The 15,203-nt window shown below is 63.9% G+C and carries 15 protein-coding genes; 9 read left to right on the forward strand and 6 right to left on the reverse strand.

Annotation, left to right across the window (positions count from 1 at the left end):
• The 4 genes from ACP159_RS15965 to bhcA form a co-directional block, all read right to left on the reverse strand.
• Positions 1–581, reverse strand: a 581-nt coding sequence (locus ACP159_RS15965; RefSeq protein WP_425100718.1) for an ornithine cyclodeaminase family protein, incomplete at its 3' end; no start/stop codon positions are given.
• A gap of 125 nt (positions 582–706) precedes the next feature.
• Positions 707–1,873: a 3-hydroxy-D-aspartate aldolase BhcC gene (gene bhcC / locus ACP159_RS15970; protein WP_425097552.1), complete on the reverse strand. Its 1,167-nt coding sequence runs from the start codon at positions 1,871–1,873 to the stop codon at positions 707–709.
• Between the two features lie 11 nt (positions 1,874–1,884).
• On the reverse strand, positions 1,885–2,847 hold the full coding sequence (gene bhcB / locus ACP159_RS15975; protein ID WP_425098181.1) for a beta-hydroxyaspartate dehydratase BhcB: 963 nt from the start codon (positions 2,845–2,847) through the stop codon (positions 1,885–1,887).
• Positions 2,844–4,034, reverse strand: coding sequence for an L-aspartate--glyoxylate aminotransferase BhcA (gene bhcA / locus ACP159_RS15980; protein ID WP_425100719.1), 1,191 nt, complete (start codon positions 4,032–4,034; stop codon positions 2,844–2,846). The genes bhcB and bhcA overlap by 4 nt, the downstream gene beginning before the upstream one ends.
• 169 nt (positions 4,035–4,203) lie before the next feature.
• Between bhcA and bhcR the strand changes: the two genes are divergently transcribed.
• Positions 4,204–5,022, forward strand: coding sequence for an HTH-type transcriptional regulator BhcR (gene bhcR, locus ACP159_RS15985; RefSeq protein ID WP_425100720.1), 819 nt, complete (start codon positions 4,204–4,206; stop codon positions 5,020–5,022).
• On the opposite strand, the gene ACP159_RS15990 is transcribed toward bhcR, so the two are convergent.
• Both ACP159_RS15990 and ACP159_RS15995 read right to left on the reverse strand, forming a co-directional pair.
• The gene (locus ACP159_RS15990; RefSeq protein WP_425100721.1) at positions 5,019–5,843 is read right to left on the reverse strand and encodes a bifunctional allantoicase/(S)-ureidoglycine aminohydrolase; all 825 of its coding nucleotides are present in this window, start codon (positions 5,841–5,843) and stop codon (positions 5,019–5,021) included. The genes bhcR and ACP159_RS15990 overlap by 4 nt on opposite strands.
• Before the next feature lie 173 nt (positions 5,844–6,016).
• Complete coding sequence (locus tag ACP159_RS15995) at positions 6,017–6,898, reverse strand: MurR/RpiR family transcriptional regulator (protein ID WP_425100722.1); 882 nt, start codon at positions 6,896–6,898, stop codon at positions 6,017–6,019.
• Positions 6,899–6,992: 94 nt separating this feature from the next.
• Between ACP159_RS15995 and ACP159_RS16000 the strand changes: the two genes are divergently transcribed.
• From ACP159_RS16000 to ACP159_RS16035, 8 genes are all read left to right on the forward strand, one after another.
• Positions 6,993–7,760, forward strand: a complete 768-nt coding sequence (locus ACP159_RS16000) for an N-formylglutamate amidohydrolase (RefSeq protein ID WP_425100723.1) — start codon at positions 6,993–6,995, stop codon at positions 7,758–7,760.
• The gene (locus ACP159_RS16005) at positions 7,757–8,278 is read left to right on the forward strand and encodes a TRAP transporter small permease subunit (RefSeq protein ID WP_425100724.1); all 522 of its coding nucleotides are present in this window, start codon (positions 7,757–7,759) and stop codon (positions 8,276–8,278) included. Before ACP159_RS16000 ends, ACP159_RS16005 begins: the two co-directional genes overlap by 4 nt.
• Positions 8,268–9,593, forward strand: coding sequence for a TRAP transporter large permease (locus ACP159_RS16010; protein ID WP_425100725.1), 1,326 nt, complete (start codon positions 8,268–8,270; stop codon positions 9,591–9,593). Before ACP159_RS16005 ends, ACP159_RS16010 begins: the two co-directional genes overlap by 11 nt.
• Positions 9,594–9,654: 61 nt before the next feature.
• Positions 9,655–10,686 carry a TRAP transporter substrate-binding protein gene (locus ACP159_RS16015; protein ID WP_425100726.1) on the forward strand — a complete coding sequence of 344 codons (1,032 nt, stop codon included), beginning with the start codon at positions 9,655–9,657 and terminating at the stop codon, positions 10,684–10,686.
• A gap of 75 nt (positions 10,687–10,761) precedes the next feature.
• Entirely contained in the window at positions 10,762–11,220 is a 459-nt protein-coding gene (locus ACP159_RS16020) for a phage tail protein (protein ID WP_425100727.1), read from the forward strand.
• Positions 11,221–11,237: 17 nt separating this feature from the next.
• Entirely contained in the window at positions 11,238–12,587 is a 1,350-nt protein-coding gene (locus ACP159_RS16025; protein WP_425100728.1) for a glutamine synthetase family protein, read from the forward strand.
• An 89-nt stretch (positions 12,588–12,676) separates the two neighbouring features.
• Positions 12,677–14,059, forward strand: coding sequence for an aldehyde dehydrogenase family protein (locus ACP159_RS16030; RefSeq protein ID WP_425100729.1), 1,383 nt, complete (start codon positions 12,677–12,679; stop codon positions 14,057–14,059).
• Complete coding sequence (locus tag ACP159_RS16035) at positions 14,056–15,201, forward strand: iron-containing alcohol dehydrogenase (protein WP_425100730.1); 1,146 nt, start codon at positions 14,056–14,058, stop codon at positions 15,199–15,201. Before ACP159_RS16030 ends, ACP159_RS16035 begins: the two co-directional genes overlap by 4 nt.
• The last annotated feature ends 2 nt before the right edge of the window (positions 15,202–15,203 follow it).

Below are 15,203 nucleotides of genomic sequence, written 5' to 3' on the forward strand. Positions count from 1 at the left end.
ATCACATCCGCTTCCCGCATCCCCTCCAGCGGGACCGATTCGAACGGGACGCCGGCTTCTTCGGCAACCACCCGCAAACTGTCCAGCCGCGTCGCGCTCCGGTTCCAGGCGATCACCTTTTCGAACGGGCGCTGTTCCAGCGCGGCGCGTAACTGGAACGTCGCCTGGTGCCCCGCGCCGATCATCCCCAGCACCCGCGCGTCCGGTCGTGCCAGATGCCGGATCGACACCGAGGATGCCGCCGCCGTGCGCAGCGCCGTCAACAGGTTGCCCCCGACCATCGCCGTAGGCTGGCCCGTGTCGGGATCGAACAGGAACACCGTCGACTGGTGATTGATCAGCCCCCGGCGGTCCATGTTGTGCGGCCAGTAGCCCCCGGCCTTCAGCCCCAGCACCTGGCCTGCGCCATCGAAGCCGCCCTTGAACCCGTAGAGCGCGTCCTCGTGCCCCAGGGCTTCGCGCACCACGGGAAAGTTGCGCGCCGCCCCCGCCGCCATCGCGGCAAAAACCTGTTCGACGGCGTCGAACGCCGCCTCGCGGGTCATCAGATCGGCGATGACCCGTTCCGGTACGATCCACATGATATGGTGTCCTTCAAACTGCGACGCCCACCCAAGACGTCATCCGGGACCGAGTCCCTGCTTCTTCTTGGTGCAAATACCCCGGGGAGAGCGAGGGGCTGGCCCCTCGCACCCCCTGTCGGCGCTCAATAGGCCTTGCCGCGGGCCGAAACAGGCCAGACGCATTCGACCTTGCCGTTTCGAACACCGACGTACCAGTCGTGGACATTGGCGGTCGGGTCGCAATGACCGGGCACGAGGCGCAGCTTTTCACCCACCTTCAGCACGGCATTCGGATCGGCAATCACACCATGCTCGTCCGAGCATTTGACATATTCCACGTCGTCGCGCCCGTAGATGACCGGCAGGCCGCTGTCGACGGATTGCGCCTTGAGACCGGCGTCGCAGATCGCCTTGTCGGGCTTGGCGTGGCTCATCACGCTGGTCAGGATGAAGAACGCGTTTTCCCATTCGCCCGCGTCGATGCGCTGGCCGTCCTTGTCCAGAATGCGGCCGTAATCCGCGTCCATGAAGGCGTAGGACCCGCATTGCAGTTCGTTATACAGGCCGGAAGTCGACTCGAAGCAATAGGACCCGGTGCCACCACCCGACACCAGATCGGTGTCGATCCCTTCGGCCTTCAGCGCGTCGACCGCGTCCTGCACCTGCGCGATGGCCGCGTCGATCCTGGCCTTGCGCGCGCCGAAATCGTCCATGTGCTGCATCGCGCCCTGATAGGCCTGAATCCCGCGATAAATCAGGTTGCCCGCCGCGACGGCCGCCTTTGCGATCTCGACCACCGCAGGCGTGGTGGTTACGCCGCAGCGCCCCGCGCCGCAGTCGATTTCCACGAAGACGCCAAGGGTCGTGCCTGCCGTGACCGCCGCCGCCGACAGGTCGGCAATATTGGCGACGTCATCCACGCAAACGATCACCTCGCCGCCGCTGATCTTCGGCAGCTGCGCCAGCCGCGCGATCTTGGCCGGGTCGCGCACCTGGTTCGACACGAGGATTTCCTTGATACCCGCGCGGGCAAAGACCTCGGCTTCGGACACTTTCTGGCAGCAGACGCCGATCGCGCCGCCCAGATCCATCTGAAGCTTCAGCACGTCCACCGACTTGTGCATCTTGCCGTGCGCCCGATGGCGCATTCCGTGCGCCTTGGCATAATCGCCCATCTTGCGGACGTTGCGCTCCAGCGCGTCGAGGTCCAGCACCAGCGCGGGGGTCTGGATGTCGGCGGCGTCCATGCCGGGCTTGGCCGGAATGTCATAACCCACCTCGTAGAGGTCGAAATTGGTCAGGTCTTTCATCGGAAATCTCCTCAGCCCATCCAGGGCAATTTATCCAGATCGACGTTTCCGCCGGTGATGATGATGCCCACGCGCTTGCCGCGGAAGGCGTCGGGGTTCTTCAGGATGGTGGCCAGGGGCACCGCGCTCGACGGTTCCATGACGATGCGCAGATGTTTCCAGATCAGCTTCATCGCGTCGACGATTTCCGGATCGGAGGCCGTGTAGATCTCGCTCACGTGGGTCCGGACGAAGTGCCATGTCAGGTCCTTGAGTGGCACCAACAGCCCGTCCGCGATGGTCTTCGGCGCGTCATCGGCGATGATGTGCCCCGCCTTGAAGCTGCGAAACGCGTCGTCCGCCTGTTCCGGTTCCGCCGCGATGACTTGGCATTCGGGGGCGAGCGTCGCCAGCGTCAGGCAGGTGCCCGAGATCATGCCGCCGCCGCCGATCGGCGCGACCACCATGTCCAGCCCGTCGGTCTGCTCCATGAACTCCTTGGAACAGGTGCCCTGCCCCGCGATCACACGCGGATCGTTGTAGGGATGGACGAAGTCGCCGCCTGTCCGGGCCTGCACCTCTGCAAAGGTCGCCTCCCGGCTGCTCGTCGACGGCTCGCATTCCGTGATCACGCCGCCGTAGCGCCGCACCGTGTCCTTCTTGGCCTGCGGCGCGGTGCGCGGCATGACGACGTTGCAGGGAATGCCCCGCAGCATGGCCGCGTAGCTGAGGCAGGACGCATGGTTGCCGCTGGAATGCGTCGCCACGCCCTTGGCCGCCCGCGCGTCGTCCAGCCCGAAGACCGCGTTGCAGGCCCCGCGCACCTTGAAGGCGCCGGGTTCCTGGAAGTTCTCGCATTTGAAGAAAAGCTGACAGCCGGCCAGATCGTTCAGGTAATCCGAGACCCGCACCGGCGTGCGCCGGATATGCGGCTTGATCCGTCCATGCGCGGCAAGCATGTCGTCATAGGTCGGGATGTCCAGAAGGTCCTTCATGCCGCGGCCCTTTGCGGTGCGGCGCGGGTGGCGCGGTAGTGCTCCTGTGCGGCGGCGACACCGGAGCCGAGGGCAATCGGCAAGCCGAGATCGGCCATGACCATCTCCGCCGTCGCGATGCCGGACAAGGCCATGACATCGGTGAGCGAGCCGAGATGGCCAATGCGGAAGACCTTCCCGGCGACCTCGCCAAGGCCGGTGCCGAAGGCCACGCCATAGGTCTGCGCGGCATGCTCGACGATACGTGTGGCGTTGAAGCCCTCCGGTGTACGGATGGCGCTGACCGTGTCGGAGTAGACCTCCGGCGAGGTGGCGCAGAGGTCGAGGCCCCAGGCGCGGACCGCGGCGCGGACGCCCTCGGCGATGCGGGTGTGCCGGGCGAAGACATTTTCCAGCCCCTCTGACAGCAGCATCTGGCAGGCGTCGTTGAGGCCATTCAGCAAGCCCACGGCGGGGGTGTAGGGGTAGGCGTTGTTGGCATAGCCCTTCGCCATGTCGTGAATGTCGAAATAGGTGCGCGGCAGTTTCGCGGTTCTGGTGGCTTCGATGGCCTTTTGGGAAAAGCCGGTGATGGCGAGGCCCGGCGGCAGCATGAAGCCCTTTTGCGAGCCGGTCACGGCCACGTCGATGCCCCAGTCGTCGAAGCGGAAGTCCATGGAGGCGATGGAGCTGACACCGTCGACGAAGAGCAAGGCGGGGTGCCCGGCGGTGTCCAGAGCGCGGCGCAGTGCGGCGATGTCGGATTTCACGCCGGTGGCGGTCTCGTTGTGGGTGGCGAGGACGGCCTTGATCCGGTGAGCCTTGTCCGCCGTCAGGATTTCCTCATAGCGGTCGGCGGGCAGGCCATCGCCCCACGCGGTTTCGATCACCGTGACCTGTAGGCCATGTCGTTGGCACATGTCGATCCAGCGGTGCGAGAACATGCCATTCCGCGCGGCGAGGACGTGATCCCCCGGGGAAAGCGTGTTGGTCAGCGCGGTTTCCCAGCCGGCGGTGCCGGTGCCGGGGAAGATATAGACCTCGGCGGTCTGCGATTGCAGGACCCGGCGCACGCCGTCCCGCGCCGGGTGCAGGATTTGGCCGAATAGCGGCGATCGGTGGTCGATGGTCGGCATGTCGCAGGCCTTGCGCAGCCGCTCGGGGATGTTCGTCGGGCCGGGGATGAAAACCGGGTTCTGAAAGCTCATGGCGGGGCTCCTTCCATTCTCGAGGAGGACCATAGGACAGGTCATTTCATGAAGAAATTTTTTTGAAATCGGTTTTCAGATTCCGGAGCGTTTGAATTTTTCAGCGTTTACAGTCGGTTGAGTTTTTCATATTGTGAAGTGGTTTTTCAAACAGAATTAAGTGGCGGCGATGCAGGACGAATCCACCACCCGCAGGCGGGGCAGGCCGCGCGGCTGGGACGACAAGACGGAGCAGAACACCATCAAGTCGCTGGACCGGGCGATGGCGGTGTTCGAGCATCTGAGCGGGGCGTCGGGCCTCGCGCTGACGCAGCTGGCGGAAGAAACCGGGCAATCGCCGGCCACGGTCTACCGCATCCTCGTCACGCTGGAAGGGCGGGGGATGGTGGAGTTCGACCGGGACGAGCAGCTTTGGCACGTCGGTGCGCGGTCCTTCGTCATCGGGGCAAGGTTCTTGCGGCGGACGAGCCTTGTGGAACGCGCCCGGCCGATCATGCGGCGGCTGATGGAGGAGACGGGGGAAACCGCGAACCTTGGCATCGAGAAGGAAGGCGCGGTGCTGTTCCTGAGCCAGGTTGAAACACATTCGGCGATCCGGGCGTTCTTTCCGCCAGGGACGCTCTCGGCGATGCATGCCTCGGGGATCGGCAAGGCGCTCCTTGCGTTCATGGATGCCGGGCGGCTGGAGAGGGTGTTATCGGAGCCGCTGGAACGTTTCACCGAGCGGACCCTGACCGACGAAAAGGCCTTGCTGGCCGATCTGGCGCGTGCACGGGTGCGCGGCTACGCGGTGGACGACGAGGAGAAGAACAACGGCATGCGCTGTATCGCGGCGCCGGTGTTTGACATGAACCGGGAGGTGGTGGCGGGGATTTCCGTGTCCGGCCCGGTGAACCGGATCGGACCGCAGGAGATGGAAAACCTCAGCCGCCCTGTGATGCGGGCGGCGGCGGCATTGACCCTGGCAATCGCGGGCGCGAGACCCTAGCGCAACCGCAATGGCATATGCCGGTTGACGTCTTTGTACAGAAGGTAGCGGAACTTGCCCGGCCCCCCGGCATAACAGGCCTGCGGACAGAAGGCGCGGAGCCACATGAAATCGCCCGCCTCGACCTCCACCCAATCAGTGTTGAGCCGATACGCGCCCTTGCCTTCGAGCACATAGAGCCCGTGCTCCATGACGTGCGTTTCAAGGAAGGGGATCACAGCGCCGGGTTCGAGCGTGACGATGGTGACGTGCATGTCGTGGCGAAGGTCGTTCGGATCGACAAAGCGGGTCGTCGCCCATTTGCCCTCGGTGCCGGGCATGGCGTTCGGGGTGATGTCCTGTTCGTTGAGGAACAAGGGCTCGGGCATGTCGAGGCCGTCGACCTTCTGGTAGGCCTTGCGGATCCAGTGGAAGCGGGCGGGCGCGTCCGAGATGTTGCGCAAAATCCACCCGGATTGCGGCGGCAGATAGGCATAGCCGCCTTCGGTCAGCGTGTGAGATTTCCCGTCCACGGTGACAGTGACCTGCCCCTCGACCACGAAGAGCACGCCTTCGGCCTCCGGATCTGTCTCGGCCCGGTCGGATCCGCCGCCGGGCTGCACTTCCATGATGTACTGCGAAAAGGTCTCGGCGAAGCCGGTCATCGGGCGGGCGATGACCCAGAGCCGGGTGCCTTCCCAGAACGGCAGGAAACTGGTGGTGATGTCGCGCAGCGTTCCCTTGGGAATGACGGCATAAGCGGTGGTGAACATGGCGCGGTCGGTGAGCAGTTGCTCCTGACCGGGGAGACCGCCGTGCGGGGCATAGTACTTGGGGCTCATCGGGGTTCCTGACGAGGTTGCGTTTGAAAGAGAGGGTACGCGGGCGTCGATTGATGCGGCACCCGGAAAGATGCGACAGCACTCTTCGGAAAGATTTGAAAATCGGCACGGTCTTTGCGGCGCAGTATGAGGTCCCGGATCACGTCCGGGACTGTGTTGCGCCCTTTGCCCGCTCAGCTCCCCCGGAAAATCCGCGCCGCGCCGATCATCTTCTCCAGGGCCGCGATCCGGTCGGCGCTTTGCGAGCGGGCCTGGATGCCCGCGATCAGGGCCTCGACCAGGAAATTGATGGCAAGGGTCGAATCCCAGGACGAGGGTGCCTCGACCATGGTGCGGAAGGTATGCGCCGCGTGGGTTTCGATGGGGGAGCCCCACTGGTCGGTGAACAGCACGATGTTGCCGCCCTGCTCGGTCACCAGTCTGGAGAGCCGTTCGAGCTGTTTCTCGTAGCGGCGGATGTCGAAGATCACGAGCGTCGTCAGCGCATTCATGTCCAGCAGGGACTGCGGCCAGACGCTGGGCGAGGCGTCCAGAAGTGACACGCCGGGCCGGATGATCTGCAGATGGTTGAAGAAGTGGTTCGCATTGGACCGCGTGATGCGCCCGCCGATCAGGTGGATGTTGCGTGCGGGATCGGACAGCAGGTCAGTGACCGCGTCGAATTCCGCCACGTCGAGCCGGTCGAGCGTGGCATTTATGTTGCGCGACAGGGCGCGGGCGAACCGCGAGAGGACGTGGTCGCTGTGTCCGGTCAGTTCGCCGGGGTCCAGCTTGGCCAACGGCTGCTTGACCCGGGCGGCGACCTCCTCGCGCATGGCGTTCTGAAAGTCGGAGAAGCCGTCGAAGCCGAGTTTGCGGGCGAGGCGGACGATGGTGGCGGTCGAGACCTCGGCGTTCTCGGCCAGCCTGGTGATCGACTGCAGCCCGCTCATCAGGGAATCGTCCAGCAAGGTCGCGGTCAGCCGCCGTTCCGCGGCGGTCAGGCTGGCCTGATGCTCCTTGAGCATGTCCCGCACGAGAGGGGCGCTGCCTGGATGTGCCTCTGACTTGTTCATCGGGAGTATGATCGGCCTCCGAAAAAAGAAACAATGTTGACATTTGCGTCCGGCTTGTAGTGATCTTTACACAAGCGAACACGGGGAGCAAGAAATGGACGCGCTGGGATGGCCCGCGGTGGCTGTCATGGGGAAAATCGGGGCGGCACCGCTGGTGTTGGTCTGCGAACATGCCTCGGCCTTCATTCCGCCGGCCCTTCAGGGGCTGGGCGTGTCCGACGCCGCCCGGACCAGCCACGTGGCCTGGGACATCGGGGCGCTGGACGTGGCAAAACGGCTGTCCGCGCGGTTGCAGGCGCCGCTGGTTGCGGCGCAGCTGTCCCGGCTTGTCTACGACTGCAACCGTCCGCTCGACTCGGAGGGCAGCATTCCGGCGGTCAGTGAAATCCACGAGATCCCCGGAAACACCAACCTGACATCGGCGGACAGGCAAGCGCGATACGAAGCCGTGCATGAGCCCTTTCATGCGGCTGTTACGGATGTGCTCGATCGTCAGCAGGCGGCCTGTTCCGGGCCGGTGACCCTGATCACTGTGCACACGTTCACGCCGGTCTATTTCGGCAAGCCGCGGGCGGTGGAACTGGGCTACCTGTTCCATTCCGATGCTGCCCTGGCGCAGGCCGCGGTGCAGATCGAATCCCGGGAGGGCGCGTTGAAGGCCGAAGTGAATGCGCCCTATTCCGCCATGGACGGTGTGACATACACGCTGGCGAAGCATGCAGAGGCGCGGGGGCTGCGGTCGGTGATGATCGAGGTGCGAAACGATCTCGTCGATACGGAGGCAAAGGCCGAAGTCATGGCGGATCATCTGGCGCAAACGCTCACGGCCGCGCTGGCCCGGGTGACGGAGGCCGCCGCATGAAGGTTCTGCGCCGCTACATCGCCATCGTCGACCGGATCAACCACGCCATCGGCCGGTTTGCCATGTATGGCATCTTTGCCCTGATGGCTGTCTTGCTCTGGTCTTCGATCTCGAAGGTGTTCTTCACCCCGTCCATGTGGACGCTGGAAATGGCGCAGTTCCTGATGGTCGGCTACTACATCCTCGGCGGGCCGTATTCGATCCAGATGGGCTCGAATGTGCGCATGGACCTGCTCTACGGCGAGTGGTCGACCCGGCGGAAGGCGGCGGTGGACAGCATCACGGTGCTGTTCCTGATCTTCTATCTCGGGGTGCTGCTCTGGGGCGGGATCGACAGCACGATCTACAGTTTCAGCTACGGCGGCGAGCGCAGCCCGACGGCGTGGCGGCCCTATCTCTGGCCAATCAAGGTGGTCATGTGCTTCGGCATATCGTTGATGCTGCTCCAGGCGGTGTCTGAATTGTTCAAGGATATCCTGCGACTGCGCGGAGAAGAGGTCCCCTCCCTTGTCGTATGAATTCATCGCAATCTTCATGTTCGCCACGATGATGGCGATGTTGCTGACCGGCCAGCGGGTATTCGGCGCAATCGGCTTCGTCGCGGTCATTGCGGCGCTGGCGCTCTGGGGCGACCGGGGCGGATACGACCTCGCCTTTTCCAGCGCCATCAAGCTGATGAAATGGTATCCGCTGCTGACCCTGCCGATGTTCATCTTCATGGGCTATGTCCTGTCGGAATCGAAGATCGCGGACGATCTGTATAAAATGTTCCACGTCTGGATGGGCGGTCTGCGGGGCGGTCTGGCGATTGGCACCATTGGCCTGATGGTCCTGATTTCCGCCATGAACGGGCTCAGCGTCGCCGGCATGGCGATTGGCGCGACGATTGCCCTGCCGGAACTGCTCAAGCGGAACTATGACAAGAAGATGGTGACAGGGGTCATTCAGGCCGGCTCGTCTCTGGGCATCCTCGTGCCGCCCTCCGTGGTCCTCGTCCTTTACGCCATGATCGCGCGGCAGCCGGTGGGACAGCTGTGGCTCGCGGGGGTGATCCCCGGGCTGATGATGGCAGGGCTGTTCATCCTGTATATCGTCATCCGTTGCCGGATTTCGCCGGAACTCGGCCCGGCCCTCAGCCCCGAAGAACGGGACATGCCGATGCGCGAGAAGCTGCGGCTGCTTCGGGCGGGGCTGCTGCCCGTGGGCATCTTCGCGGTGATGATGGTGCCGTTCGTGAACGGCTGGACCTCTCTCGTGGAAAGCTCCGCGATCGGTGCGATTGCCGCCTTCCTCGCCGCCGTGGCCAAGGGGCGGATGACCCGGCAGGTGTTCGAGGTGACGATCCGCCAGACCCTCGGGATCACCTGCATGTTCATGTGGATCATCCTCGCGGCGCTGGCCTTTGGCGCGGTGTTCGACGGGCTTGGCGCGGTGAAGGCGATTGAAACCCTGTTCACCGAGAAACTCGGCCTCAGCCCCTGGATGATCCTCATCCTGATGCAGCTGAGCTTCATCCTGATGGGCACGTTTCTCGACGATACCGCCATGCTGGTCATCGTTGCGCCGCTCTATGTGCCGCTGGTCGGTGCGCTCGGATTCGATCTGGTCTGGTACGGGGTGCTCTACACGATCACCTGCCAGATCGCCTACATGACGCCGCCCTTCGGCTATAACCTGTTCCTGATGAAGGCCATGGCTCCGCCGGAGATCACGCTTCGGGACATCTACGGCTCCATCGTGCCGTTTGTCCTCGTGATGGTCGGGGCGTTGGCGCTGGTGATGATCTTCCCGCAGATCGCGCTTTGGCTGCCGGATTACGTCTATGGAAAGTGACGCAGGACAAAAGCAACGACCCCGCAAAGGGGCATTTCACCCAACCGACAAGGAGACGACCATGACTTTGACAAGACGGAATATTCTCAGAGGTGCCGCCGCCGCGCCGCTGCTTGCCGCGCCGACACTGGTGAAGGCGCAGGCGCCGATCAAATGGCGCTTCCAGACCTATGCCGGGGCTGCGCTGGGCGAGCATGTGACCAAGCCGATCATCGACTACATCAACACCGTCGCGAATGGCGAGATGGAGATCGAGCTTTACTACGCCGACCAGATCGTGCCCACGGGCGAGCTGTTCCAGGCCCTGCAGCGCGGCACCATCGACGGCGTGCATTCCGACGACGACTCCATGGCCTCCCCGACGCCGCTGCGCGTGTTCGGCGGGTACTTCCCCTTTGCCACCAAGACGATCCTCGACGTGCCGGTGCTGTTCAACCAGTACGGCCTCAAGGAGATCTGGGAAGAGGAATACGCCAAGGTCGGCGTCAAATGGCTCTCTGCCGCCGGTCAGGACCCGTGCAACTTCAACACCAAGAAGGAGATCACCTCGCTGGCGGACCTCGACGGTCTGAAGCTCTACACATTCCCGACCGCGGGCCGCTTCCTCGCGCAGTTCGGCGTGGTGCCGGTAACGATCCCCTACGAGGATGCGGAAGTCGCGGTGCAGACCGGCGAGCTCGACGGCATGGCGTGGTCCGGCATCACCGAGGATTACACCGTCGGCTGGGCGGACGTGACCGACTACTTCCTGACCAACAACATCTCGGGTGCTTGGATCGGGTCCTTCTTCGTCAACGAAGAGCGTTGGGCAGAGTTGCCGGATCACCTGAAATCGCTGGTCATGGCGGGTATCGAGGCCGGGCACACCTATCGCAACCAGTGGTACTGGGGCGGCGAGGCGCGGCTGCGGGCCAAGGGCGACAAGTTGCAATTGCGCGAAGTGCCCTCCGCCGAGTGGAAGCAGGTCGAGGAGGCCGCTGTCAAGTTCTGGGACGAGATCGCGCAGGAAGGTGAGGTGCATCAGAAGATCGTGTCGATCTTCCGCGAGTACAACTCCGTCATCAACTCCGCCGGGGCGCCTTACACCTTCTGATCCGAAGGCAGGGAATGACAAAGGCCTCCGCGCGCAGGACGTGCGGGGGCCGGTTCGGGTTCAGGGAGACAGGACATGGCGGATGACGGCGGGACGCAGGGCGCGGCATGGCCCTTGCCGAAGTTCCATTTCCGGGTTTCGATCCCGGATGTCGGCGATGTTTCCTTCCAGGAAATCACCGGACTGGACTCCGACGTGCCGGTGATCGAGTACCGGGCGGGGAACAGCAAGAGCTTTCAGACGGTGAAGATGCCGGGGATCGCCAAGTACGGAACCGTGGTGATGAAGAAGGGGATTTTCACCAAGGACAACTCGTTCTGGGCCTGGTTCGAAGAGGTCAAGATGAACCTGACCGGGCGCAGGGCGGTGACCATTGAACTGCTGGACGAGACCGGCAAACCGACCATGGTCTGGACTTTGACCAATGCCTGGCCGACGAAGATCTCCGGAACGGACCTGAAGTCCGACGGGAATGAAGTGGCGGTTGAAACGGTGGAATTCGCCCACGAGGGGCTGACCATCGCAAACGCCTGAGGAAGGAAAGACGCGAGATGACGTTCGAAGAGTTGAAGGCCGCGGTCGAATCCCGGGAAGTCGACACGGTCCTGGCCTGCATCGTGGACATGCAGGGCCGGATGATGGGAAAGCGGTTCCACGCGGGCCATTTCGTGGCGAGTGCCTGGGAAGAGACGCATTGCTGCAACTACCTGCTGGCCACCGATCTGGAGATGAGCACGCCCGAGGGCTTCGAGGCGACGTCCTGGGAGCGCGGCTACGGCGATTACATCATGAAACCGGATCTTTCGACGCTGCGGCCGGTGCCGTGGCTCGACGGGACGGTCATGGTGATGTGCGACATCCTTGACCATCACACCCACGAGCCGGTGCCGCATGCCCCGCGCCAGATGCTCAAGAGCCAGGTCGCGAAGCTGAAGGACATGGGTTTCGACGCCATGATGGCCACGGAGCTGGAGTTCTTCCTGTTCGAGAAGAGCTATGACGAGATCCGCAAGGGCGGGTATCGCGACCTCGAGCCGATCAGCGGCTACAACGAGGATTACAACCTCTTCCAGACCATGAAGGAAGAGCACGTGATGCGCCGGGTGCGCAATCACCTGTGGGACGCGGGCATCCCGGTGGAGAACACCAAGGGCGAGGCGGAGGCCGGGCAGGAAGAGCTCAACATCAAGTATGCCGACGCGCTTCTGACGGCGGATTACCACACGATTTCCAAACACGCGATCAAGGAGATCGCCTGGCAGCAGGGCCACGCGGCGAGTTTCCTGCCGAAGTGGCATCCGGACCGCGTCGGCAGTTCGAGCCACGTGCACCAGTCGCTGTGGAAGGACGGCAAACCGGCGTTCTTCGATCCCGAGGACGCTCTCGGGATGAGCGGTCTGATGAAGCACTACGTGGCGGGCCTGCTCAAGTACGCGCCGGATTACACCTATTTCCTCGCGCCCTATATCAACAGCTACAAGCGCTTCATGGTCGGCACATTCGCGCCCACGCGGATCATCTGGTCGGTGGACAACCGGACAGCGGGCTTCCGTCTGTGTGGGGAAGGGTCCAAGGGCATCCGGATCGAGTGCCGCGTCGGGGGCTCCGACATCAATCCCTATCTGGCCATGGCGGCGATGCTGGCGGCGGGGATCGCCGGGATCGAGGAAGGGCTGGAACTGGAAGATCCGACAACGGGCGACGTCTACAAGGGAACATCCGGGCGCATCCCGGGCAATCTCGACACGGCGCGGGCGGTTCTGCAGGAGTCCGCCCTGATGCGCGAGGCGTTCGGACACGAGGTGATCGACCACTACTGTCGCGCCGCCGAGGTGGAACTCGAAGCCTTCGCCCGCGCGGTGACGGATTGGGAAATCGCGCGCGGGTTCGAGCGGGTCTGACCGGGCGCGGCGGGGCTGCGCCCCGCGATTTGGGTATTTGAACCAAGAAGAAGCAGGGGTCTCGCACCCCTGGAAACGGAGGTTTGGCGATGGGCCGGACATTGGAGTGCATCTCGCCGATCGACGGATCGGTGTTCGCGACGCGCGAGGTGATGAGTTTGCAGGCGGCCCGCGACAAGGTCGCCGCGATGCGTGTGGCACAAGCCGCCTGGGCCGCGCGTCCCTTGCAGGAGCGGATCGAGCTGGTGATGGCGGGAGTCGCCGCCGTGGGCGCGATGAACGACGAGATCGTGCCGGAACTGGCCCACATGATGGGCCGCCCGGTGCGCTACGGCGGCGAATTCCGGGGCTTCGACGAGCGGGCGAGCCATATGGCCGCGATTGCGGAAGAGGCGCTGGCGGATATCGCGGTGGGTGAAGACGCGACGTTCAAACGCTACATCAAGCGGGTGCCGCATGGCGTGGTGTTCGTGGTCGCGCCGTGGAATTACCCCTACATGACGGCGATCAATACGGTGGCCCCGGCGCTGATCGCCGGGAATGTGGTGCTTCTGAAGCATGCGACCCAGACCCTGCTGGTGGGGGAGCGCATGGCGAGGGCCTTCCATGCGGCGGGCGTGCCAGCGGAGGTTTTCGACAACATCTTTCTCGATCACGACACCACCTCGGCGCTGATCGCGGGACGTGCCTTCGACTTCGTCAACTTCACCGGTTCGGTCGGCGGCGGCCAGCAAATGGAGCGGGCGGCGGCGGGGACCTTTACCGGCGTTGCGACAGAGCTGGGCGGCAAGGACCCAGGCTATGTCATGGAGGATGCGGACCTCGATGCGGCGGTCGATACGCTGATCGACGGGGCGATGTTCAATTCCGGGCAGTGCTGCTGCGGGATCGAGCGGATCTATGTTCATGAGAGCCTGTACGATGCCTTTCTGGAAAAGGCTTTGGCGGTGGTCCGGGGCTACAAGCTGGGCAATCCGCTGGACAGTGCGACGACCCTCGGGCCGATGGCAAACGTCCGGTTCGCCAATGAGGTGCGGGCGCAGATCGCCGAGGCGGTGGCCGCCGGCGCGACGGCTCATATCGAGACTTTCGCGGAGGATGACGGCGGCGCATACCTGACGCCGCAGATCCTGACCGGGGTGACCCATGACATGCGGGTGATGCGGGACGAGAGCTTCGGGCCGGTTGTGGGCATCATGAAGGTGAAGGACGACGCGGAAGCGATTGCGCTGATGAACGACAGCGAATTCGGGCTGACCGCTTCGCTCTGGACGCAGGACGTGGAGCGGGCGCAGCGCGTCGGCGATCAGATCGAGACCGGCACCGTCTTCATGAACCGCGCCGATTATCTCGACCCTGGCCTGTGCTGGACCGGCTGCAAGAACACCGGGCGCGGCGGTGGCCTCTCGGTCATCGGCTATCACAACCTGACCCGCCCGAAATCCTACCATCTCAAGAAGGTGACGACATGAGCCTGACTGCAAATTGGTCCTACCCGACCTCCGTGAAATTCGGCGCTGGCCGCATTGCCGAACTGCCCGGCGCCTGTGCGCAGGCGGGGATCACCCGGCCGCTGCTGGTGACGGACAAGGGGCTGGCGGACCTGCCGATCACGGACGGGGCGCTCGATATTCTCGAAACCGCGGGTCTGGGCCGGGCGCTCTTTGCCGATGTCGATCCGAACCCGAACGAGAAGAACCTCGCCGCAGGCGTCGCGGCCTATCTCGATGGCGGTCATGACGGGGTCATCGCGTTCGGCGGCGGCTCGGGGCTCGACCTCGGCAAGATGATCGCCTTCATGGCGGGGCAAACCCGCCCGGTCTGGGACTTCGAGGACATCGGGGATTGGTGGACCCGTGCCGATGCCGACGCGATTGCGCCCATCGTGGCGGTCCCGACGACGGCGGGAACCGGCTCCGAAGTGGGCCGCGCCTCTGTGATCACCAATTCCGAGACGCATGTGAAGAAGATCATCTTCCACCCGAAAGTTCTGCCGACCGTGGTGATCTGCGATCCGGAGCTGACCGTGGGCATGCCGAAGTTCATCACCGCCGGGACCGGCCTCGATGCCTTTGCGCATTGCGTGGAGGCGTTCAGCAGCCCGTTCTATCACCCGATGAGCCAAGGCATCGCGCTGGAGGGGATGCGTCTCGTGGTCGAGTACTTGCCGCGCGCCTATGCGGATGGTTCGGATATCGAAGCGCGGGCGCAGATGATGAGCGCGGCGGCGATGGGGGCGACGGCCTTCCAGAAGGGGCTTGGCGCGATTCACGCCCTGTCGCATCCGATCGGCGCGGTGTTCAATACCCACCACGGCACGACCAACGCGGTCTGCATGCCTGCGGTGCTGGAGCTGAACGCGCCGAAGATCGCGGATCGGTTCGACCGCGCGGCGTCCTATATCGGGGTCGAAGGCGGCTTTGACGGGTTCCGCACGTTCGTGCAGGACTTCAACGACAGCTTCGCCATTCCGCGAAAGCTCTCGGAAATGGGTGCGAGTGCGGACCGGATCGACGAGCTGGTGCCGATGGCTTTGGCTGACCCCTCCTGCGGCGGCAACCCGGTGGAATTGACCGAAGCGAATGTGAAGGCGCTGTTCGAAGCGGTGATCTGAGG

Origin of the sequence: Tropicibacter sp. S64 (assembly GCF_049803835.1) — a bacterium.
GTDB lineage: Bacteria > Pseudomonadota > Alphaproteobacteria > Rhodobacterales > Rhodobacteraceae > Pacificoceanicola.